Here is a 21,203-nt window from a genome sequence, read left to right as displayed (position 1 = left end):
CGCGCAGCACGGCATCTGTCGTTCACAAGGAACGACCGGACAACCCGTCAGTCAGGAGAGACGTCGGTGTCGGCGACCAGAGACGTCGGCAGGACGTCGTCGGGTGCACCGGGGGTGCGTTCCACAGCACGGAACGCGGCAACTCCCACGTCGCTGAGACGCGCGTGGGAGAGAGCGGATGCTCCGCCGGAGCCGGCAGAGGAAGACGGCACCACCGGCGCGCCGACGGGCGGCGTGATGGGCGCGGTGTCGCCGGATTCGGGCGCACTCGTGGCCGGGGCAGCGGGGGGAGCCACCGGCAGAAGAGCGGATGCTGCGGAGGCACCGGATGTCTGCGCGCGAGTGGGCGCAGGGGCGGCCGGAAGCGTTGTCACGGGACTGCCTGCACCGGTGATGGAACCGAGGAGATCCACGCCGGGAAGCAGGGGGCCGTTGTTCTCGGAGTGGTCAGGGTCGAGGGCGGTGAGCACGGGAGGAACGGTGTTCTCCACCACTCCGCCGACCAGGTCGGTCGTCGCGTCGACGACACCGACGACGTCACCGAGCAGCGTGTTGACGCCGAGTTCTTCGATCAGATGTCCGACGCCCGGGAGGGCTGCGAGAGCATCCTGCACCGGAGTGACGATCTGAGAAGCCGGAGCATCGGTGAGCAGATCAGTGACCGGAGTGACCACGGCCTGCGCGGTGTCGGTGACCGCGTCGATGACGGGAGCTGCGGCGGGCCCCACGACGGGGACCTGCGTGATCGTCTCGGAGACGTGCTCGACGACCGGGGGAGCGGCCTGCTGCACCGGTGCGACCACCTGGGTCACGACGGGTGCGACCACCTCGGTGACGACCGGCTGCACGACCTGTGTGACGATCGGCGAGGTCACGGCGTTGACGGTGTCGCCGACCGTCGAGACGGTCTGGCTGACGAGCGACGTGACTCCGTCGAGCAGGGGAGCGTCGGAACCCTCGTCGGCGTGCGCGGCGGATCCTCCGGTGAGGACGGTGATGGCCGCCCACGCGAGCGCGCCCACGCCACCCCAGAGGGCGATGGCCGGAAGGCCGTGCCGGGTTGCCTGAGCGTTCACGTCGACTTCCCTCCCCCGAGAGACGATCGTTCGTTCGATGCACATCGCGTCGAGTGGGGGCGACGATACTCCCGGTATTCCGGCATGTCTAGAGTGATCTGCTGGAAAACGCTGACATCGAGCCACATTTCCGGGGGTTGCGGAGTGTGACGCGCCCGGTGAAATCTCGGCTTGACTTTCCCCAGGTTCTACACATCCCGTACCGGATTCGATGAACCTTCAATGCGCAGTTGAAGCACTTTCCCATCCACAGGGTGGGGAAACTGAAAAGCCCAGGTCGGGGGGATAAAGAAAAGTCAGTTTCGAGGTAGTCCACCGGGTTATCCACATGTGTTCTGCACAGACTCTCCGGACTTGTTCGCACGCTTTCCACAGAGTTATCCACAGGCTGTGTTGCGACCGAAAACCCTCGCTCGTAGCGTGGTGCAGCGACCCGATGTCGGAAGCACCTGGTTTGCTGCGCAGAAGGCTTCGAAAAGGGCCGCGACTGCGCAGCACGAGACCCGGGCACCACCTCAGCCCCATCACGCTCGTCGCATCGAAGGGAACACTGTGTCGATCGCTGACATCTCCGAGGATCGCCTCGGCAGCAAGCGTCCGCCCGAGCGGACCCCTCCGCACGACCTCCTGGCGGAGCAGAGCGCGCTCGGTGGAATGCTGCTGTCGAAGGATGCCGTCGCAGATGTGATCGAGACGCTCAGGGGCGCCGACTTCTACATCCCCAAGCACGAGCTGATCTTCGAGGCGATCCTCTCGCTCTACTCGCACGGCGAGCCGACCGACGTCGTCGCCGTCACCGACGAGCTCATCAAGACGGGCGAGCTCAGCCGCGCCGGTGGGGCCGACTACCTCCACACGCTCACCTCGATCGTCCCCACCGCGGCCAACGCCGGCTACTACGCGGGCATCGTCTCGGAGCGTGCGATCCTTCGCCGTCTGGTCGACGCCGGTACCCGCATCGTGCAGCTCGGCTACGACGGGCAGGGTGACGCGACCGACCTCGTCAACAACGCCCAGGCCGAGATCTACTCGATCACGGGCTCGGAAACCACCGAGGACTACGTCCCCCTGCAGATCGCGGTCGACGCCGCGCTCGAAGAGATCGAGGCGGCCAGCGGCCGCGACGGATCGATGACGGGCGTCCCGACCGGCTTCAAGGAGCTCGACGAGCTCACCAACGGCCTGCATGGCGGACAGATGATCGTCGTCGCCGCTCGACCCGCCATGGGTAAGTCGACGCTCGCGCTCGACTTCGCACGCGCGGCCTCGATCGGCCACAACCTCCCCTCGGTCTTCTTCTCGCTCGAGATGGGCAAGAGCGAGATCGCGATGCGTCTGCTCAGCGCCGAGGGCCAGATCCCCCTGCAGAACATGCGAAAGGGAAACCTCGATCCTCGCGACTGGACGACGGTCGCGGCGACCCGAGGGCGCATCAACGACGCGCCGCTCTACATCGACGACAGCCCGAACATGACCCTGGTCGAGATCCGCGCGAAATGCCGTCGGCTCAAGCAGCGCGAGGGCCTGCGCATGGTCATCATCGACTACCTGCAGCTGATGACATCGGGAAAGCGCGTCGAGTCCCGTCAGCAGGAGGTCTCCGAGTTCTCCCGAAGCCTCAAGCTCATCGCCAAGGAGCTGCAGGTTCCGGTCATCGCGCTCTCGCAACTGAACCGTGGTCCCGAGCAGCGCCAGGACAAGAAGCCCGCCATCAGCGACCTGCGTGAGTCCGGCTCGATCGAGCAGGACGCCGACATGGTCATCCTGCTGCACCGTGACTCGGTCTACGACAAGGACGTGCGTCCTGGCGAGGCCGACCTGATCGTCGCCAAGCACCGTAACGGTCCGACCGCGACGATCACCGTGGCCTTCCAGGGCCACTACTCGCGCTTCCACGACATGGCGCCGGGCGGCGACTTCAACTGATGGACATCCACGACCTCGCACGGGCCGTGGATGACGGAGCGACGGTCCCCATCTGCTTCGAGCCGTGACTCATCAGAGCGTCGTTCGCCGAGAGTGTCAACGAGGACTATGCGTGAACGATCGTACGCTCGTGCGTTTATTCACGGTAAGTTGGCCCGTTGAGGGGGTCCGATGATCAACCAAGTGACGATTGAACGCATCGAATCGCTTCGCGCCCGCTATCGGGATCTGACCTCGCGGCACCCGGGGGCGCTCGCGCAGATCGCACGGGGTGAGACAGCGGAGTCCGTTCATCAGTCGAACGCGATCGAGAACTCCACCCTCACGCTCGAGGACACCGAGCGGATCCTCGCCGGGGGCCTGCCATCCGCGGCGCACGACCTTCGAGAGGTGTTCGAAGCGAGCAATCTCGCCGGCGTCACAGAGGATCTCCTGAATCCGACAGTCGAGGACGCAGGCGGCACGATGACCGTCGATCGCATCCTCCGCTGGCACGGTTCTCTCCTGAGGGGCATCCGCGATGACGTCGCGGGACGGTTCCGGCAAGGAGACGAGTGGGTACGGGTCGGCAGTCATCTCGGTGCGAATCCTCTGTTCGTGAGGGACCTCGTCGACCGGGCCCTCGATCGATACGTGACCGGCCCGCCGGTGAATGACATCGAGAGGATCGCCTGGTTCCACTGCGAGTTCGAGGTGATCCATCCGTTCGTCGACGGCAACGGGCGCATCGGTCGTGTCCTGATGAATCACCAACTACTCGGGCAGGGGCTGCCGCCCGTCATCGTCCGGGCGCGGAACAGGCGCGTCGAGTACTACCCGGCGCTCGACGCGTACTCTCGCGCGAATCGCCACGACGAGATGACGAGGTTGCTCGCGCTGCTGGTGCTGGAGGCGCTTCACAAGCGCATCTCCCTCCTCACCAGTCCAGAGGTCATCCGGCTCTCGCAGTGGGCGCGAAATGTCGGGATGCGTGGCAACGTCGCGGCGAACCGCGCCAAACGACAAACGCTTCCCGCGTTCAGGGTGAGGGACAGATGGATGATCGCTGCTGATCATCGCGACTGAATCCAGGGGATGGACGGGACGCCCCCACCACGGGGGAGGCGGCAGAAAGGGCGCCCCATCCGATGCCGTCATATGGGCGGCACCCCAGCTGTCGCGTTACAGCGCGACAGAGCTGTGACGTAAGCGTGACACCAGCGAACGCCTCGCGCAAGCCCTATTGTCGACCGGTATTTCGGGCAGCGGACAGGGGGGCGCGATCACGCCGTCCGCGATTCAGGCGAGCGCCTCGGCGTGACGACGAAGCCCTCGGCGGTTCGAGACGTCGAGCTTGCGCATGATCCGGTGCATGTGGCTCTCCACGGTGCGCACGCTGAGCACCAGGCGGGAGGCGATCTCAGCGTTCGACAGCCCGCTCGCGGCGAGGCGCCCCACCTCCTTCTCGCGATCGGTGAGCGTGACCGCTGTCGCCCCGAACCGCGCGAGATCGAAGTTCCGCCCGGGGTGGCGCGCGCGGATCCGCTCCTCTCGTTCGAGTGCCTGCCGCTGCCCTGAGTCGTCACCGGCCTCGGAGTACCACGTCCGTGCGAAGCGACAGGCGGACAACGACGTTCCGGTGAGTCCCCGAGCATCCAGCTCATCGGCTGTCGCCAGGATCGTTCGCGGGTCGTGATCCACCAGTGCCGTCACGAAGGCGGCTTGGGCGGCGAGCCCGGTGGCCTCCGGCACTTGCGTCAGGTGCGCCAGTGCGACTGCGAGTCGCGCCGGCGTCGGCTCGAGCTCGACCGCAGAGAGCTCCGCGGTGAGCCCGGCCAGGCGTGCACCGCGGTTCCAGAGGGTCCCACCCGAGCGGGCGAGCAGCTCGGCCGCCTTCTGAGTGTTCCCGTCGAAGGCGAGCAGCTGCACCTGTGGCCAGGCGCGGCTCTGTCCGGGAAGAGGGCCGTCTTCGGCTCCGAGCTGCTCCAGGTCGGCCGCGAGCCGCTCACCGGTCGTGAGCTGACCCCGGCGGATGGCGACCACAGCGGCGATCGCCAGCAGCGACAGCTGCACGCCGGGCGGCAGGGGCGAGGGTTCTCCGGCGGAGAAGATCACCTCGAGCAGGTCGTCGACCGCCGCATGGTCGCCGGACGCCAGATGGCAGAGCGCCGCGGCCGTGCCGAAAGCGCGCACCGCGTCGATGTCGAGATATCCGTGCGCCTCGTCGAAGCCGCGCTGCAGCACGTCCAGAGCTCCGCTCGCGTCGCCCTGACCGAACAGGGCCATTCCGAGGAGCACCCGCGGTGTGTGCCGCTGCTCTTCGTTGTCGAGATCCTCGATGAGCGTGTTCACACGCAGGGCGTCGGTGAAGCGTCCGAGGCTCACGAGCACACTCATCTGCGTCTCGAACATCACCAGCTTGACCGTCGAGGGAAGCTCGTCCGAGACCTCGAGGCGACTGCTGAAGTCGTCGGGTACCGCGCCGAGATTCGCGAGCAGTTGCACCTCGACCGCCCGCAGCATCCCGGCATGCATGCCGACGGCGGAGGCATCCTCCCGCAGGTGCGCGACAGCGCGATCGAGGTCGTTGTCGACGTAGGCGGTCCACTCCGCCTTGAGGGCGGCGAACTCGGCGCGACTCGCGTCATCGCCGAAGCGAGCATCGGGAGACGAGAGGATCTCGGCGATCACATCCCTCACCTTCGCGGTGTGCGTGTGCATGAGAGCGCGGATGTAGCGGACTGCGCTGGCAGCCGTCGGGTTGGCCTCCCATTCGGCGGCCGTGACGATGCGTCGTGCGCGGGCGCGCTCCTGCAGCAGGCGGACGAACAGAGCATCCTGACCGCTCGCGGTCGTGGGTGAGGACTGCGAGTCGGTGAGCACCGACCAGACCGATTCTGGCGTGCTCAGCTGCCGCACGATCTGCCCCGTGAGCCGTGTGCGTCGCGCGGTGAGCGGCTCATGCCGGAAGAACTCGACCAGCAGAGGCGGCATCACCGCGACGAGCTGCCGGTCACCGCTGGGGATGAACGTGATCATCCGGCGTTCCTCCAGCAGCTCCAGGGTTCCCCAGTCGACGAGTTGGCTGGCGGTGTCGATGTCGGCGACGCCGACGATCGCGATGATCTCGAGGGCGTCGCGCGTCGCATCGTCGAGGCTCTCGAGGTGCGCCTCCAGCACGGCGCGCAGACCGCTGCTCCACAGGTCTCGGGTCGCGGTCCATTCGCCGCCGCGCAGCACGAGGCGCTGCTCGCGGATGGTCGCGTCGACGAGACTCAGCGCGAGACCGATGTTGCCGCCCGACTTCGCGAAGATCCGGCTCATGGTGCTCGCCTCGATCGGGTGCGCGAGGTACGTCTCGAGGGCCGTCTCCATCTCTTCGAAGCGCAGCGGCGTCATGTCGATCACATACGACGGCTCGAGGGTCGATGCGGGAAGACCGCTCGGTGTGTGTCTGGCACGCAGACCCTGCAGGCGCGACAGGACGATCGGCACCCCGTATTCGCGTCGCACGGACTCGGCGACGCCCCACGACGACTCGTCGAGGTCGTCCCAGTCGTCGAGGAAGAGCACCGACCGCGAGGCGCGGAGCGCCTGCCGCAGCGAGTCGGCCGTCTCATGGAGATTCGGACCCGGCCGCTGCGTGCTGGTCGCACCGATGCCGGCGAGATGCAGAGCGGCGAGCGGATGCTGGCGCAGCGAGGCGATCCCACGCACCGAGACCACCGTCCACTCGTCCTGTTCCACCCGGGCGCGCAGTGCCTTGAAGAACGCGCTACGACCCGACCCTCTGCTGCCGACGATATCGATGCTGACGCCGGCCTGGATCAGGTCGACTGCTGCGGCGAGACTCTCTTCGCGACCGACCACCATGAGTTCCCGCCTCCTCACGTGCTGTACCTATGCAAAACGTACTCTCCTGGACTCCGCAGAGATAGGCGCACCGGCGGCGGCCGATGCGGCCGCCCTGCCAGCTCTGATCCTGTCGCTCCGAGCCCCCGAAGATCACGGTGAGCGCGCCGCGTACGCGGGGGGAGCGCCGAGCTTGCGTACTTCCGGGCGCGCCAGAGCAGAGGTTGTGGTGCAGGGCAGTACCCGGACGGCCGGTACTGAGCATCCGCGATACCGAATCCTCAGGTCTGCGCGCATCCACTACGCAAGGGACAGCGAGGGCCACTGAGATCGACGCGGCCGAGTGCTGACGTGACCGGAATCCCGGTCTCCGGCAGGCTGCGGACCGCAGTCTTACAGTCACCGCCCATCTGCGCACATCGTGCCCCGCGGTCCTACCCCTCCCGAGAAACAGCGTGACGTCAGCGCGCGCCCGAATACATGGAGACGACAACCGTGAGCGAGAGCCCTCGATTACCAGGCCGTCGAACGCTGCGCCGGCGGCGCCGGATGGCGTGGCGCGTGCGTGTCGCTGCCGCGGTCACGGCATGCCTCGGCCTGATCGCCGGTGCTGTCGTGGTGGCGGGGCCCGCGATGTCCGCACCGAGCCATGAGCTCGTGATCACCAGCATCGCCTTCTCGGGGATCGATCAGACGCCCGGCGACGGCGTCTGCAGGACCGCCGCGGGAACCTGCACCCTTCGCGCGGCGCTGGAGGAGTCGAACGCCCTGAAGGGCGCCCCCGGTGACGTGGTCATCACCGTGCAGCCCGGTCTCAGCGGCACGATCCGCCCTGTCATGACGCGCTCCGCCGCGAACTGGATGCAGACGTCCGCCGTGTCGAACTGGGACGACGGTGCCTTCTATCGCATCACCGCACCGGTGACCGTCGACCTCGACAACCGTCTTTCCATCATCCCCACATCGGAGTCGACGGAGGGGGCGGCGTTCGAGATCGCAGGGACGGATGTGGTGCTGAAGAACTTCACGAACATCCTCTCCAGCGGCACCTCGATCGTGATGAGCGAGCAGGCGAAGCGAGTCAGCCTCACGGGCGGTTCGACCGTGACGAAGGAGAACTACTACCCCGAGCGCTTCGTGGTCTACCGCCAGGGTGCGAGTGACATCTCGGTGAGCGACTACTCGCTGCAGGGGTTCTTCCATGAGGGCCAGCAGACCTCGGGGCTGTTCCTGTTCAACGCCACGACGACGACGCCGATGAAGAACATCACCATCTCGCGCGTCTCGGTGAACTACACCTCCGGCGGCACGTGCAACGGATCCGACGGCTCCGGCTGCCGCACCAACCTGACCACCTTCTCGCCGCGTGACTCCAATGTCGTGCTCGACGGGTTCTCGTTCCAGGACTCTGTGGTGAAGAACCTCAACGGGGCCACAGGGTTCAAGTTCTCGAACGGCGGCAACTCGGGCGTCCGGCTGTCGAACCTGACGATCTCGGGCAACAAGTTCCTCAACTCCACCGGCGACGGGTCGGGAGACGAATACGCATTCATCACCCTTCCTCCGGGCACGCTCAGCGGTGAGAACCGGATCTCGCGCAACGACATCGTGCGCGCGGCCTCGGGCCAGAGCATCGCGATCCGCTGGGATGGACTGACCCGCAGCGGCACGGTGCCGAGCGGACTCAGCATCACCGACAACTTCATCGACGGCTACGACTCCAGCATCCGACTCTCGCGCAGCGGTCTGACGACCGTCTCGGGGAACACGTTCGGAACCCGATCGGGCTCGCAGGGCCGGCCTGCCACGAGTGAGGAGACGGGTGACGGGGGCGCACTCCTCGTCGACAACAACGGCACGGACTCCAACCTGTCGGTGGCGACCTGGTTCCCGACGTCGAACGCTGCGGTGGTCGCCGCTCCGTCGAGCACCGCGCTGGTCGCGGCGCCGCGAGCCGGGTTCACCGGAGGGACGTGTGCGGCGGAGTTCGCCGTGCAGAGACCGGTGACCGGGCAGAACATCCCCACCGGACCCGTCTCGCTCGACCTCTACTGGACGGCCGATCGCACCGCAGAGATCTACCTGGGGCGCGTGACCGGAGTGACGGCGGCCACGGCATCCGTCGCTGTGTCGTTGCCCGTCGGACCGCAGGCGCTCGCCGGCGCCACCGCGCCCACCTCTGCGCAGGCCGTGAACGCCACGACCGGTGACGTCTCGGGGTTCGTGCGCGTGCAGACGCACGGCGAGACCACGCCGCAGCTCACCTCCTCGCAGTTCAGCCGCACGGTCGCCGTGACAGGGAACTGCCGGCCGAGTCTCGTGCTCGAGCAGGCGGCAGGTCAGAACGACCCCACGATGAGCCGGGATCTGCGCTACCTGCTCACGTCGTCGTTGCCCCTGGATCCGTCGACCGTCACCCCCGATGACGTCCACCTGAACGCCACCGCCACAGCGGAGACCATCGACACGGCGCGGATCGCCCCTCGAGTCGTCTCCGTGACGCCTGTCGCAGGGAAGAACGGGCTCCAGTTCGAGGTGGTCGCGCGAGTCGACGACTCTGCCGCCGTGTCTGCGAGCATCGCTCCCGGGCGTGTGACGTCGACCTCCGGGCTCACCAACACCGCGGCCGCGATCTCGGCAGATGCCGGCATCACCTTCCTCAATCCGCTGCAGGTGACAGCGCCCCGCTTCACCCTCGTGACAGGCGAGAAGAAGGGCAAGACGTATGCCCTGATGCTCCGTGCGGGCGCTCCGGTGCCGACGGCATCGGTGACGTTCTCGTCGCAGATCGACGCGGTGGGTGTCGAGAACGGCGTCCACCTGTCGACCGATGCGCCGGTCATCGCCCCCGGTGGCCGTTCGTCCGAGCCGGTCGTGGTGAAGGCGAGTGCCGGAGATGTCCGGGCCAACACGAAGGCCACGATCGCGGCGACCGTCGCGTCGAGCGACACGAACTACGACGGGCTGGCCGTGCCGTCGGTGAACCCTTTCCTGTTCGCCACCGATCCGACGATCGACATCGAGAAGCGCGCGTTCGCCGCGGTGACGGATGCCTCGACACCCGCGACGATCGAGCAGACGGGGACTCCGGTGCTCACCGGTTCGAGGCTCGTCGACGGGCAGGCCGTGTGCTTCGTGTACACGGTGACGAACCGCTCGGCGGATGACTGGGTCACGAACCTGCACGACATCCTCGTCACGGACTCCGACCTGCGTCTCGGCACCGACGGTCTCATCGGCTCGATCTCGCAGCTCCCGATCGGGGACAGCAAGAAGGTCGCCGCGTGCGGCACGATCTTCTCGAACGGCACCGCTGACGGGTGGCGCCGATGATCGCGGTCGACGCGCCGCCCCGCGCGAGGCGGGCGCCCCTTCTCGTCAGTGCCGTCGCGGTGGCGGCGCTGACCGCCGCCGCGATCGGTGCCGGAACGTACGCCCTGTGGTCGTCTGAGGACACGTTCTCGGGCTCGCTGTGGCGGGCGGGTGATCTGGCCATGACGACCGAGGCCGCGTCGTGGCGGCAGATAACCCCGGGCGTGACCGAACCCCGATCCGGAGAGTTGACGAGCACCCCGCCCGACTTCTTCACGATGCCGGGCGACGTCATCGAGATCACCCAGCCTCTCGAGACCTATCTGTGCGGAGAGAATCTGGCCGGTGCCCTGAGCGTCGAGTTCGCGTCGCCTCTCGAGGTGCAGGCGCAGGTGGACGCGGGCGACGTCGCCGTGACGCTGCGTGTGGAGGATGCCGAGGGCGACGTCGTCGCGACCGGCTCTCCCGACGGCGGGCCGCTGGCCGTGCCCGGACTCGTCGGATCACCGCAGGGCGAGACCGACCGGTGGACCGTGGTCGTGAGGGTCGACGTGCGCGGTGACTACGTCTGGACGGACAGCGACGTGCGCAGCGCCGCCGGCATCTGGGCCGCGGGCGATCTGATCGTGCGCCTCGATCAGGTGCGGGAAAGCGGGGCCGGAGCATGAGGCGGCGTACGGTCCTCTCGCTCACCGTCGCGATCGCCGGTGTGATGGCTTTCGGCGCCGTCTCGACCGCGCACGCGCTGTGGACCACGAACGATGCCGTGGTCGTGCCCGAGCTGCGCACGGGGGCGGTGACCTTCGGAGCGTCCGCCGAGTCGCAGCGAGTGCTGTCGGAGTCGGGCGATCCGGTGGAGATCACCCTGCCGGGCAGTGAGATCGCCACGGTGCTCGATCAGGGCGGTCTGCGGACCGAGCCGGTGATCTGGCGATTCCAGGTGTCCGGTGCTGCCCTCGGCATCGCCGGGCTCGACTACGACGTCACGATCGGCCCTCAGGTCTGGGGCGATGGCCGCACCGCCGACCTGATCGACGGCTCCGCCGAGGACGGCACGCTGCTCGCGGACTCGACGGTCCGGATCTATCCGGCGGGCCTCGGCGACGACTGCTCGGTGATCCCCGAGGGTCCCGATGGTGCCGAGGCCGCGGCGAACATCCACCTGACCGATGCCGTCGATCGGACGCTTCAGGAGCCTGCGACCAATCCCACCGGCACTGAGATCGGCCAGACGTGGTGCGTCGCGATGCTCTGGAACCACCGAGCGGACGGCCTCTACGTCTCGGAGGCGAGCGCCCACGGAATCGCCGTCGACGGCAGCGAGAACCGCGACTTCGACACCTGGGAGGCCGCAGTCGCGTTCCCGGCGTCGCTGAACGCCATCGGGGTCTACGACCACATCGCGTGGGCGGAGGGCACCGGTGACGACGGCACCCTCTCGCGCGACGACTCGTCGTGGAGCGGAACAGTGCACCCCGACCCTGCGGGGGAACCAGGTCTCGTCATCCGCATCGACCCGCGCGTGACCAACGCGAACCCCGCCGTCGCACCCGGCGACCGCTCCACGCGGTAGCCCAGGCATCCACCATCCCGCCGGCCGGACCAGACGTCCTGTCGCGCGACACCCGACCACCATCACAAAGGAGCACTCGCATGAGTACCGAAAACCCCCAGATCATCGTCGTGACCGAAGAGAAGAAGAAGCGCCGCGGCGCACTGCTCCTCGTCGCCGGCGGCGCCGCGGCCCTGCTCGCGGGCGGATCGACGTTCGCCCTGTGGACCGCGACCGACGGCTTCAGCGGAGGACAGATCACCGCCGGTGACCTCGACGTCGTGCAGACCGCTGACACGACCTTCTGGGATGTGTCCGCAGACCGCGACGACGCGACCGCCACCGTCACGGGTACCGATGGATCGCAGCTCGGTCACGCTCTCTCCCCGACGGATGCGTCGACCTGGCGCATCGTTCCCGGTGACAAGGTCGCTGCCTCGTTCTCGGCCGACGTGACCCTGGAGGGAGACAACCTCGTGGGTCGGCTGGCACTCGACGGCCCGGCGCTCAACGAGTACGACATCACGGGCATGACCTACACCTACGAGGTCTACCAGGACGGTGCGCTCGTGCAGACCGAGACCGCACTGCCCGTCACGGCAGACGCGACCCTTCTCTACCTGTCGGCACCCGTAACCGGACAGGACGCGGGTCTCGAAGACGCGAACGGCACCACGGTGCTCTCGATGGCCGCAACCACGGAGGACCTGACGGTGGTCGTCTACGGGACCTTCTCGTCGACGGTCACAGACCGCACCGACGTCACCCTGGCCGACACGCTCTCGGGCCTGAACCTCAGGCTCGAGCAGGTTCGCGACACCGGCGAGCAGTTCTAAGCACCCCGGCAGGGAGGCGCCCCACAAACGGGGCGCCTCCCTCGACCACCACCCGACCGATGAGAGACGGACGCATGCGCACCGCCGGCAGGATCCAGAAGAGCTGGTACGAGTCGCCCTGGCGCATCGCCGGGCGAGCCGTGTCGCTCGCGTTCGTCGTGACGGTGGTCGCGCTCATCGCCGCACTCCTCGTGGTGCCGCGAGTGGCCGGGGGGTCCTCGCTCACCGTGCTCACCGGTTCCATGGAGCCGACCCTCGCGCCGGGCGACGTCGTGGCCGTGCGAGGCGTCGCTCCCGATCGGGTGTGCACCGAGATCGGCGTCGGCGACATCGTCACGTTCCTGCCGGAGCCGGGGAGTCCGGCGCTCATCACCCACCGGGTCGTGGGCAAGACCGTCGGCACGTTCGACGACGGCACCGACTGCCGCCTCATCACCCAGGGCGATGCGAACTCGGCGGCGGATGACCCTGTCTCGCCTGAGCAGGTGCGAGGCTCATTCCTCTACAGCCTCCCCACGGTCGGATGGGTGCGCCAATGGGTCTCCGAGAACCTCATGGTGCTCGGCATCGCGCTCGCCGCAGGTCTGCTCGGGTACGGCCTCTGGAGCACGTTCAGGAAGCCGCGGACCCGCGTGGTCATGACCTCGGGGTCGGGCGGGGTCGCTGCGGTATCCGCTCCCGCCCCCGCAGCCGAACCATCGCCCGACGACCTGCGGGTTCGGGAACTCGATCTCCGCGAGCGTGAACTCGCGGTCCGCGAGCAGGAACTCCAGCTCGCACGACTGCGACTGCTGCCGTTCGACGAGCACTCCTTCCGAGAGCTGCTGCCGACCACGACGAATCCCGAGAGAGACCAGTGATGCCGTACCCGCACCCCGCACCCTCGACTGCGCACCCCGCATCCGGAGATCTCGACGACCTGCTCGCGGACTCTCGTCGGCGGAACCGCCGGGCGTCGTTCGTCTCGTGGATCCTCGCTCTCATCCTCTTGCTCACGCTGGCGGGCGTGCTCTCGGCCGCGGGTGTGCTGCCGCCCTTGCCGTCGGGCGAGCCGACCCGGATCGCGGTGACGGGCGGCTCAGCAGACGCGGCGCCGGCGCCGGCATCCGACGATCGGATCGAGCCGTGGGATGCCGTCGCGACGGCCACCTGGGACGGCGCGGCGACGCACCTGGACTGGTCGGGCCACTCGTACTCCACCGCCGAGGCCTCGTTCGTCGGCGACCGGGTCGCGTCGCCCGGCGACCGCACGCGACGCACACTGCTGCTGACGAACTCCGGTCCCTCCCGTGCCGACCTGGCCGTGTCGCTGCGACTCGGCGAGTTCGTGCCCGAGGGCGCCTCGAATCCTGACCTCGCTGACGATGTCGAGCTGTTCTGGAACGTGGGCGGCGTCGAGGGGCAGCATTCCTACTCCGCTCTGCGTGACCGATCCGCGGGCGTCGTGGAGATCGCGCAGGTGCAGGTCGCTCACGGTGAGACGGTGGCCGTGGAGATCGGCTTCGAGCTTCCGCCATCGACGACCCAGCACCGCAACGAGGGGAGCGAGTCGACGGAGCTCGCCTTCGACGTGGTCGCGACGATGTCGGGGGACGTCTACGCCCAGCCCCAACGCCTGGCGGCCACCGGCGCGGACTCCCTCGTGCTCTTCGGCATCGCCGCGGGGCTGTTGATGCTGCTCGGCCTGCTCCTCGTCGCCCGTCCTCGTCGCCGGTGCGACGACTGCTCGAGAACCATCGGCAGACGGGAGTCGTGGACCGATCTGACGCGCCACGATGTCGGCCGGTATCGAGTGTGCCCGGACTGCGCAGAGCTGCACAGGGCGCTGGCCGCCGTGGCGTGAGGAGCCGCGACTACATGCGCGGCGGGTTCAGCGGCAGCCACTCCTCCAGCGTCGTCTCGAAGATGTGGGCGCCCTCGACCGGGATGAGGGTGCGCTCCTCGATCTGCGCTCCGTAGTACGGGGCGCTGTCATCGCGGACCACCGTGCGGGCATCGCCGCGGAACGTGAGCGCCCGGCGTGCGAACTCGTCCATGCCGAAGGCTTCAGGGCCCGCGATCTCGATGTCGCCGGTCGGCTCACCGGCCGCGGCGCGGGCCACGGCGGTGGCGACGTCCTCTGCGGCGATCGGCTGGATGAGTGCTCCCGGCAGCGTCACGGTGTCGCCCTCGGTCGAGATGTCGGCGATGCTGCCGACGAACTCGAAGAACTGCGTGGCGTGCACGAGGGAGTAGGCGATACCGGAGTCGCGGATGAGCTTCTCCTGAGCGACCTTCGCAGCGAAGTATGCGATGTTCTGCGGGCGGTTCGTGCCGACGATCGTGAGGGCGACGTGGTGCCTCACGCCGGCCGTGGCCTCGGCGGCGAGCAGATTGCGCGTCGACGTCGTGAAGAACTCGAGCACGTCCTCCGGAGCGAACGACGGCGAGTTCGAGACGTCCACGACGACATCCGCGCCGACCAGCACGTCAGCCAGCCCTTCGCCGGTCAGGGAGTTGACGCCGGTGTTCGGTGACGCGGCGACGGCGTCGTGGCCGTGCTCGGTCAGCTTCGTGACGACCTTCGAGCCGATGAGGCCGGTGCCTCCGATGACGACGATCTTTGCCATGTCCAAGCCTTTCGTAGAGGTGACACCGGGGTGGCGTCTGTCAGGTATGACCGCGCAGCGGCCGCGGGTGTGACGCGGCGGCGTCTCAGACGACGGCGGGTGTCCGCACGCGCCAGTCGTGGTACTTCGTCGGCGCGATCGTCGCCGTGGCCTCGGGGAGCAGGTCGCGCGCGGCGAGGTGCGCGCCGAAGTAGGTGCCGAGAGCATCCGCGACCACTTCGCGCTCGTCCTGACGCGCCCGCAGGTCGAGGGCTGCGAGCTCCGCGAGGCTGAACACCTCGGGCCCGCCGAACTCGATCATCCCGAAGCGGGGCTCGGCGAGTGCCGCCTGCGCCACGGCGGTCGCGACGTCGTCGGCAGCCATGGGCTGCACCAGCACATCGGCGACGTGCGCGGCACCTTCCCGCAGGGCGTGATCGGTGATGTTGCGGATGAACTCGAAGAACTGCGTCGCGTGCACGAGGGAGTATGGACGACCGGATGCCGCGATCAGGCGCTCCTGCTGCTCCTTGGCGATGAAATACCCCCTTGGGCCCGCGCGAGGCGATCGGTGCCGACCACGGAGAGCGCCACGTGATGGGCGACGCCCGCCGCTTCGCCGTAGCTGAGCAGGTTCATGGTGGAGGTGTAGAAGAACTCCTGGGCCGCGGCCTCGTCGGTGTACGACGAGTTCGACACGTCGACGACGACGGCCGCCCTCGAGAGGGCGTCGTCCAGTCCTTCTCCGGTGAAGGAGTTCACCCCGGTGGCGCGCGATGCGACGACGATGTCGTGCCCTGAATCGCGCAGGCTGCGCACGACCCTGGTGCCGATCAGTCCGGTTCCGCCGATGACCGTGATTCTCATGTCGCTCCTGTGATCGATGGGATGACGCGGGGCCCGCGCCTACCTGTTCTGACCGGTGAGGTGCGTCGGATGTGACGGGATGCGCGTCGTTCGTCACAGATGCGTCGTCCCTTCGGTCATCACTGATGACGGATGCCGAAGTCGCACCGTCGTGCTCGGAGGGGATGCGGTGATGCGGCAGGCAGTGGAGAGTGAACACGTGACGGCGATGACGGAAGACGGCGGGCGGGACGGCGACCTCGACACTGCGGTGCAGATCTTCGCCGCGCAGCGGCGGCGGCTGTTCGGCATCGCCTACCGGATGCTCGGCACGGTGGCCGACGCGGAGGACATCGTGCAGGAGACATGGATCCGCTGGCAGAACACCGACCGGATGCAGGTGAAGGAGCCTGCCGCCTTCCTGTCGACCGTCACCACCCGGCTCTCGATCAATGTGCTGCAGTCCGCCCGCGCGAAGCGGGAGACCTACATCGGCCCGTGGCTGCCCGAACCGGTGAACACCGACGACGACCCCGCCCTCGGCGCCGAGCGTGCGGAGGCGCTGCAGTTCGCGATCCTTCTGACCCTCGAGAAGCTCACGCCCACCGAGCGTGCGGCGTACATCCTGCGCGAGGCCTTCGACTATCCGTATCCACGCATCGCCGAGGTCGTCTCGTCGAGTGTGGTCAGTGCGCGGCAGCTGGTCAGCCGCGCCCGCGCTCATCTGACCTCGGCCACGCAGACCGAGGTCGAACCCTCGCACCAGCGCCGGCTGCTCGAGGCGTTCCTCACCGCGGCCCAGAAGGGCGACGCGCAGGAGCTCGAGAAGCTGTTCGCCGACGACGTGGTCAGTTACACCGACGGCAACGGGGTGAAGCTCGCCGCGAGGATCCCGGTGATCGGACGGGGGCGGGTGGCGAAGTTCGTCGCGGCGTTCGCGCATCACTTCTGGGCGGGCAAGACCATCGACTGGGTCTCGGTCAACGGTCAACCGGCGGCGACGCTCACCGAGGACGGCGAGGTCACGACGATGGTGACCGTCACGACGTCCGGCGACGGCATCGAGCAGCTGCTCTGGGTGATGAACCCGCAGAAGCTCGGACACGTCACCGCGGTCGGCGCATGACACGCAGGCAGTACCCGGCGTGGGTGCGCCGGCGACGTCGTGGAGCCGCAGACGGGACGATCATGCACGACCTGGCGATCGCGTTGACGGCCGGCGACCGGCCCGGCATCCGCGCGATGCTCCGGTTCGACGTCGTTCTGGTCGTCGACAGCGGCGGTCTGATGCCGGAGTCCTCGACCCCCGTCGAGGGGCGTGCTGCAGCATCCGCCCGTCTGGTGGCCCTGCTGACGGCAGAGACTTCGGCGACCCTGGCGTCGATCAACGGTGTTCAGGGGCTCGTGCTCCTGCGAGACGGTGCGGTCGTCGCAGCGATCACCGCAGAGAGCCGTTCGAGGCTGCTGTCGAACGTCTGGGTCGTCTGCAATCCCGACAAGCTGAGGCACTGGAACCGGGGATCCGACGGCTAGAGGGCGATGTCGTCGGACGCGGTGAGGGGGATCCACTCGGTCGATCGGATGCTGCCTCGACGAAGCACGTCGGCATCGGACAGCCCTCCGAGGTCGACGCCGGAGATCCGCGAGACCTCGGCGACCGGAACCTGGAACGTGCGGAAGGCCCCCAGTGGCGGCGCGGCGACGAGGCCGCGGCTGATCTTCACGAGGTCGGTCTGATCGAGGACGAAACCGGCGGATGCCAGGCCGTCGGGCCCCTGCCACGCGGCCACCTTCCAGAATCGGAGGGGGATGCGGATGCCGCGATACGCAGGATCGTCGTCCGCGAGCACGGGTGCGGTGAAGACCGAGAGGCGCTGATCGGTGGTCTCGGCATACTCGATCACGTGGTCTTCAAGACCCAACCAGAGCTCTTTCGACTGGTTGAACCCGGCCGCCTGGGGAGCCGCATTCGGATAGAAGAACGTGGCTTCGGTCGCCGCGCGTGCCTCGGAGGCATCGCCCCAGCCGGGGTCGCGCCGCCGCACGAGGTGGCCGCGGTCGAGATCGTTGCGTGCGTAGACCTCGGGACCGGTCTGCCGGTCGGCGTCGACCCGGGGGTCGAGACGCCACTCGCCGGTGCGCGGCAGCTCGCGCAGCAGCGCACCGTCGATGTTCACACCCGTCACGACCGCCAGCCGGCGGGAGGTGTCGAGCAGCACCGTGAAGCGCGGGTACGTCAGCTCGGTCGCATCCTGCGCCGGCTGAGGCAGGGGGATGCGCGTCGGAAGGAAATCGAGGTCGTATCCGTCTGTCATACCGACATATTGCCTTGCGTCGCCGACATCGGGGCCGGCATCGACGAGGGGGTTGTCGCGCGCAGCGACGCCCCTTCCCGATCGTCTCGGGAAGGGGCGTCGGCATTCATCGACTCACGGGGTCGGCATGCCGCCGTTGACGTTGAGCGTCTCGCCGGCGACGTAGCTCGACTCCGCGGAGGCGAGGAACACGTAGGCGGGCGCGAGCTCCGCAGGCTGACCCATGCGCCCGAGCGGGGTGTTCTCGCCGAACTCGTCGAGCTTCTCCTGCGGCTGTCCGTCGCTGGGCTGCAGAGGCGTCCAGATCGGACCCGGCGCCACGGCGTTCACACGGATGCCCTTCGGTGCGAGCTGCTGCGCGAGCCCCTTCGTGAACGCGTTGATGGTCGCCTTGGTCGAGGCGTAGTCGACGAGGATGTCCGACGGCGAGTACGCCTGGATCGACGTGGTGTTGATGATCGCGGAACCAGCCGGAAGGTGCGGGAGCGCCGCCTTCGTGATCCAGAACATCGCGTACACGTTGGTCTTGAACGTGTCGTCGAACTGCTCGTCTGTGATGTCGGTGAGCGACTCCTGGTAGACCTGCTTGCCGCCGTTGTTGACGAGGATGTCGAGGCCGCCCAGCGCTCCGACCGCCTCGGCGACGAGCGTGCGGCAGTACTCGGGATCCCGCAGATCGCCGGGGATCGTGGCGACGGTCGCGCCGGCATCGCGCAGGATGCCGGCGATGCGCGCCGCATCCTCTTCCTCCTCCGGAAGGTATGAGAGCGCGACATCCGCACCCTCGCGTGCGAACGCGATCGCGGTGGCCGCTCCGATGCCGGAGTCGCCGCCCGTGATGAGGGCCTTGCGACCGGTCAGGCGGCCGGTGCCGCGGTAGCTGTCCTCGCCGAGGTCGGCCTTCGGCGCCAGATCCGCATCGAGCCCGGGTTCTGGCATGTGCTGCTTCTGGGGCTCGATGTCGGAGTAGAGCTCTGCGGGATTCACGAAGGTGTACTGGTCACGAGACATAAGGGTTCCTCTCGGTCGCGGGTGGGGGTATGGCTCCAGCGTGCGCCGACGTCGCGATCTCGACCAGCGCCTTGCGCCTCGAGGCCCTGGTCGCTAGGGGCGGGGAGGGGTCGACCCGCTCGAGCGCCGGGAGTAGCCTCGCCGCATGGGCCGACTCATCTACTCCATGATCACGTCGCTCGACGGGTACGTCAGCGGGCCCGACGGCGGGTTCGACTGGGCGCTCGACGAGGAGCTGCACGACTTCATCAACAGGCAGTTCGCCGACGTGGGCACCTACCTCTACGGGCGGCGCATGTACGAGACGATGGTCTATTGGGAGACCGCGCATCTCGAACCCGATCAACCGCAGGTGGGGATCGACTACGCGCGCGTGTGGCAGGCGGCCGACAAGGTGGTGTTCTCGACGACCCTGGCGGAGGTCTCCAGTGAGCGCACGCGTCTCGAGCGCTCTTTCGATCCCGCGGCGGTCGAACGATGGAAGGCCGAGTCCGAGGGTGATCTGACGGTCGACGGCCCGACCCTGGCGGAGACGGCGATCCGTGCCGGACTGGTCGACGAGTTCGGACTGTTCATCGGTCCAGGGATCGTCGGAGGAGGCAGGCCGTTCTTCCCCGAGGGGGTGCACGTCGATCTCGAACTGCTCGAGGATCGCCGGTTCAGCAGCGGCGTGATGTTCTTGCGCTATGCGACGAAAAGACCGTGAACGGTAGCGGTCTCAGGGGCGGACGCGCACCGTTCGGCCCTCGAAGGTGACGAGGTCGCCGTCGTGCAACTGACGCCCACGACGGCGATCGACCTCGTCGTTCACCCGCACGAATCCGTCGATCACGACCTCCTTGGCGTTGCCGCCGGAGTCGAGAAGCCCTGAGAACTTCAGGAACTGGCCGAGGCGGATCATCTCTCCGCCGATGGAGACGTCGTCGATGCGGCCGGAATTCGTCATGACTGAAATGGTAGCCGCCGCAGACGCGTCGAGCCGCCGACCCCGAGGGGCCGGCGGCTCGAAGAACGACGCGGACGCTCAGTCGTCGATGTCGGTGCCGACGACGGCGTAGTCCGCACTGAAGTCGATGTCGATCGAGCGGTTGTCGCTCGTGAGCACCGAAGCGTCGTAGGGGCTCACGCTGTCGTTGTCGGCGTCGAGGTCGGTGATCATCCCGTCGGCCTCTGCCAGCGCTGCGTCGACCAGAGCGCGGATGGCCGCCTCGTCGAGCGTGTGGGTCGGAGCGGAGTCGTCGTCGTCCTGTTCGGTCGAGACGACGGTCGTCGCGAGGTCGGCGTCCACGCGGACCTCGGTCTCGCTGCCGTTCGCGGCGGTCAGCTGGACCTCCCACGTGCCGTCGCGCTTCGCGTCGATGGAGGTGACGTCACCCTCGGCTGCTCCACGAGCGGCGTCCGCGATCGCGACGAGCTCGTCGGCCGAATCGGTGCCGATGCCGGTGACGGGGCCTCCGCCCTGCGGTGCGCCCTGCTGGTCGTCGCGGTCGCCGCCACGGTCGTCACCGGGCTGGCCTCCGCGATCATCCGAGTCTCCGCGCGGGCCGTCGGAGATCGACGGACGGTCGTCGTCGTCACCGAACTCGTCGCCGACGGCCGCACCCAGGGCCACGCCGCCTCCGACGAGGACGACGGCTGCGGCGATCCCGCCGCCGATCAGGAGAGCGCGCTTGCGTCCGGGCTTGGCGGGGGCGGCCGGAGCGGATGCCGGAGCGGCCGTTGAGTCCGCGGCGAGCGGCGCGACGGGCACGGTCTCGGCGTCGTGGGCGGGAGCCGCCTGAGGGGCAGGCGGTGCGGGCGGCGCCGGCGGGGTCGGGTTCGACGGGAGGTTCTCGGGCGTCTGGTCGGGGGTCGGGTTCTTGTCGTTCATGTCTCGATGCTCTCGCGCCGGTGCTGAAGCCACCCTGAAG

The 21,203-nt window shown here is 68.2% G+C and carries 20 protein-coding genes; 11 read left to right on the top strand and 9 right to left on the bottom strand.

Annotation, left to right across the window (positions count from 1 at the left end):
* Window positions 1-47 precede the first annotated feature (47 nt).
* Entirely contained in the window at window positions 48-1,076 is a 1,029-nt protein-coding gene (locus OD997_RS12360; RefSeq protein WP_434331838.1) for a hypothetical protein, read from the bottom strand.
* A gap of 552 nt (window positions 1,077-1,628) precedes the next feature.
* Here OD997_RS12360 and dnaB point away from each other — a divergent pair.
* Complete coding sequence (dnaB, locus tag OD997_RS12355) at window positions 1,629-3,002, top strand: replicative DNA helicase (protein WP_434331837.1); 1,374 nt, start codon at window positions 1,629-1,631, stop codon at window positions 3,000-3,002.
* Between the two features lie 183 nt (window positions 3,003-3,185).
* Complete coding sequence (locus OD997_RS12350) at window positions 3,186-4,067, top strand: Fic family protein (protein WP_434331836.1); 882 nt, start codon at window positions 3,186-3,188, stop codon at window positions 4,065-4,067.
* Window positions 4,068-4,280: 213 nt separating this feature from the next.
* Here the strand turns inward: OD997_RS12350 and OD997_RS12345 are convergent, their stop codons facing one another.
* The gene (locus tag OD997_RS12345; protein ID WP_434331835.1) at window positions 4,281-6,854 is read right to left on the bottom strand and encodes a helix-turn-helix transcriptional regulator; all 2,574 of its coding nucleotides are present in this window, start codon (window positions 6,852-6,854) and stop codon (window positions 4,281-4,283) included.
* A gap of 540 nt (window positions 6,855-7,394) precedes the next feature.
* On the opposite strand from OD997_RS12345, the gene OD997_RS12340 reads away from it, so the two are divergent.
* The 6 genes from OD997_RS12340 (at window position 7,395) to OD997_RS12315 (ending at window position 14,376) form a co-directional block, all read left to right on the top strand.
* The gene (locus OD997_RS12340; protein ID WP_434331834.1) at window positions 7,395-10,166 is read left to right on the top strand and encodes a hypothetical protein; all 2,772 of its coding nucleotides are present in this window, start codon (window positions 7,395-7,397) and stop codon (window positions 10,164-10,166) included.
* Window positions 10,163-10,813, top strand: a complete 651-nt coding sequence (locus OD997_RS12335) for a SipW-dependent-type signal peptide-containing protein (RefSeq protein ID WP_434331833.1) — start codon at window positions 10,163-10,165, stop codon at window positions 10,811-10,813. Before OD997_RS12340 ends, OD997_RS12335 begins: the two co-directional genes overlap by 4 nt.
* Entirely contained in the window at window positions 10,810-11,718 is a 909-nt protein-coding gene (locus tag OD997_RS12330) for a hypothetical protein (RefSeq protein WP_434331832.1), read from the top strand. Before OD997_RS12335 ends, OD997_RS12330 begins: the two co-directional genes overlap by 4 nt.
* 80 nt (window positions 11,719-11,798) lie before the next feature.
* Window positions 11,799-12,533, top strand: a complete 735-nt coding sequence (locus OD997_RS12325) for a SipW-dependent-type signal peptide-containing protein (RefSeq protein WP_434331831.1) — start codon at window positions 11,799-11,801, stop codon at window positions 12,531-12,533.
* Window positions 12,534-12,607: 74 nt separating this feature from the next.
* Complete coding sequence (locus OD997_RS12320) at window positions 12,608-13,393, top strand: signal peptidase I (RefSeq protein ID WP_434331830.1); 786 nt, start codon at window positions 12,608-12,610, stop codon at window positions 13,391-13,393.
* Complete coding sequence (locus tag OD997_RS12315) at window positions 13,393-14,376, top strand: hypothetical protein (RefSeq protein ID WP_434331829.1); 984 nt, start codon at window positions 13,393-13,395, stop codon at window positions 14,374-14,376. Before OD997_RS12320 ends, OD997_RS12315 begins: the two co-directional genes overlap by 1 nt.
* A gap of 10 nt (window positions 14,377-14,386) precedes the next feature.
* Here the strand turns inward: OD997_RS12315 and OD997_RS12310 are convergent, their stop codons facing one another.
* The 3 genes from OD997_RS12310 to OD997_RS12300 all read right to left on the bottom strand — a co-directional run bounded on the left by OD997_RS12310 (window position 14,387) and on the right by OD997_RS12300 (window position 15,988).
* Window positions 14,387-15,142 (bottom strand): SDR family oxidoreductase, encoded by a 756-nt coding sequence (locus tag OD997_RS12310; RefSeq protein WP_434331828.1) that lies wholly within the window; start codon window positions 15,140-15,142, stop codon window positions 14,387-14,389.
* An 85-nt stretch (window positions 15,143-15,227) separates the two neighbouring features.
* A complete protein-coding gene (locus OD997_RS12305; RefSeq protein ID WP_434331827.1) occupies window positions 15,228-15,602 on the bottom strand; it encodes a hypothetical protein in 375 nt (124 codons plus the stop codon).
* Between the two features lie 29 nt (window positions 15,603-15,631).
* Complete coding sequence (locus OD997_RS12300) at window positions 15,632-15,988, bottom strand: SDR family oxidoreductase (protein WP_434331826.1); 357 nt, start codon at window positions 15,986-15,988, stop codon at window positions 15,632-15,634.
* Window positions 15,989-16,196: 208 nt separating this feature from the next.
* On the opposite strand from OD997_RS12300, the gene OD997_RS12295 reads away from it, so the two are divergent.
* Together OD997_RS12295 and OD997_RS12290 are read left to right on the top strand one after the other, a co-directional pair.
* Window positions 16,197-17,093, top strand: a complete 897-nt coding sequence (locus tag OD997_RS12295; RefSeq protein WP_434332379.1) for an RNA polymerase sigma-70 factor — start codon at window positions 16,197-16,199, stop codon at window positions 17,091-17,093.
* Complete coding sequence (locus OD997_RS12290; RefSeq protein ID WP_434331825.1) at window positions 17,090-17,500, top strand: hypothetical protein; 411 nt, start codon at window positions 17,090-17,092, stop codon at window positions 17,498-17,500. The genes OD997_RS12295 and OD997_RS12290 overlap by 4 nt, the downstream gene beginning before the upstream one ends.
* Here OD997_RS12290 and OD997_RS12285 read toward each other — a convergent pair.
* Both OD997_RS12285 and OD997_RS12280 read right to left on the bottom strand, forming a co-directional pair.
* Window positions 17,497-18,282 (bottom strand): DNA/RNA non-specific endonuclease, encoded by a 786-nt coding sequence (locus OD997_RS12285; protein ID WP_434331824.1) that lies wholly within the window; start codon window positions 18,280-18,282, stop codon window positions 17,497-17,499. The two genes, OD997_RS12290 and OD997_RS12285, sit on opposite strands and share 4 nt — an antisense overlap.
* 114 nt (window positions 18,283-18,396) lie before the next feature.
* Window positions 18,397-19,293: an SDR family oxidoreductase gene (locus OD997_RS12280; RefSeq protein ID WP_434331823.1), complete on the bottom strand. Its 897-nt coding sequence runs from the start codon at window positions 19,291-19,293 to the stop codon at window positions 18,397-18,399.
* A gap of 145 nt (window positions 19,294-19,438) precedes the next feature.
* Here OD997_RS12280 and OD997_RS12275 point away from each other — a divergent pair, with 145 nt between their 5' ends.
* Window positions 19,439-19,999: a dihydrofolate reductase family protein gene (locus OD997_RS12275; protein WP_434331822.1), complete on the top strand. Its 561-nt coding sequence runs from the start codon at window positions 19,439-19,441 to the stop codon at window positions 19,997-19,999.
* 12 nt (window positions 20,000-20,011) lie between these two features.
* Here the strand turns inward: OD997_RS12275 and OD997_RS12270 are convergent, their stop codons facing one another.
* Together OD997_RS12270 and OD997_RS12265 are read right to left on the bottom strand one after the other, a co-directional pair.
* Entirely contained in the window at window positions 20,012-20,239 is a 228-nt protein-coding gene (locus OD997_RS12270; RefSeq protein ID WP_056311088.1) for an RNA-binding S4 domain-containing protein, read from the bottom strand.
* Between the two features lie 78 nt (window positions 20,240-20,317).
* Window positions 20,318-21,163 carry a hypothetical protein gene (locus OD997_RS12265; RefSeq protein WP_434331821.1) on the bottom strand — a complete coding sequence of 282 codons (846 nt, stop codon included), beginning with the start codon at window positions 21,161-21,163 and terminating at the stop codon, window positions 20,318-20,320.
* Window positions 21,164-21,203: the final 40 nt, after the last annotated feature.

This window comes from Microbacterium sp. CGR1 (assembly GCF_051062835.1).
Taxonomy (GTDB): domain Bacteria; phylum Actinomycetota; class Actinomycetes; order Actinomycetales; family Microbacteriaceae; genus Microbacterium.
Note: the sequence above shows the minus strand (reverse complement) of the source record. Positions and strands in the feature narration are given on the sequence as shown.

Bases quoted from the DNA above. Each gene is read 5' to 3' on its own strand.
- OD997_RS12270 (WP_056311088.1), bottom strand. From the start codon at position 20,239: ATGACGAATTCCGGCCGCATCGACGACGTCTCCATCGGCGGAGAGATG.
- OD997_RS12265 (WP_434331821.1), bottom strand. From the start codon at position 21,163: ATGAACGACAAGAACCCGACCCCCGACCAGACGCCCGAGAACCTCCCG.
- OD997_RS12330 (WP_434331832.1), top strand. From the start codon at position 10,810: ATGAGGCGGCGTACGGTCCTCTCGCTCACCGTCGCGATCGCCGGTGTG.
- OD997_RS12315 (WP_434331829.1), top strand. From the start codon at position 13,393: ATGCCGTACCCGCACCCCGCACCCTCGACTGCGCACCCCGCATCCGGA.
- OD997_RS12275 (WP_434331822.1), top strand. From the start codon at position 19,439: ATGGGCCGACTCATCTACTCCATGATCACGTCGCTCGACGGGTACGTC.
- OD997_RS12345 (WP_434331835.1), bottom strand. From the start codon at position 6,854: ATGGTGGTCGGTCGCGAAGAGAGTCTCGCCGCAGCAGTCGACCTGATC.
- OD997_RS12290 (WP_434331825.1), top strand. From the start codon at position 17,090: ATGACACGCAGGCAGTACCCGGCGTGGGTGCGCCGGCGACGTCGTGGA.
- OD997_RS12285 (WP_434331824.1), bottom strand. From the start codon at position 18,282: ATGACAGACGGATACGACCTCGATTTCCTTCCGACGCGCATCCCCCTG.
- OD997_RS12310 (WP_434331828.1), bottom strand. From the start codon at position 15,142: ATGGCAAAGATCGTCGTCATCGGAGGCACCGGCCTCATCGGCTCGAAG.
- OD997_RS12320 (WP_434331830.1), top strand. From the start codon at position 12,608: ATGCGCACCGCCGGCAGGATCCAGAAGAGCTGGTACGAGTCGCCCTGG.
- OD997_RS12300 (WP_434331826.1), bottom strand. From the start codon at position 15,988: ATGAGAATCACGGTCATCGGCGGAACCGGACTGATCGGCACCAGGGTC.
- OD997_RS12280 (WP_434331823.1), bottom strand. From the start codon at position 19,293: ATGTCTCGTGACCAGTACACCTTCGTGAATCCCGCAGAGCTCTACTCC.
- OD997_RS12325 (WP_434331831.1), top strand. From the start codon at position 11,799: ATGAGTACCGAAAACCCCCAGATCATCGTCGTGACCGAAGAGAAGAAG.
- OD997_RS12335 (WP_434331833.1), top strand. From the start codon at position 10,163: ATGATCGCGGTCGACGCGCCGCCCCGCGCGAGGCGGGCGCCCCTTCTC.
- OD997_RS12295 (WP_434332379.1), top strand. From the start codon at position 16,197: ATGACGGAAGACGGCGGGCGGGACGGCGACCTCGACACTGCGGTGCAG.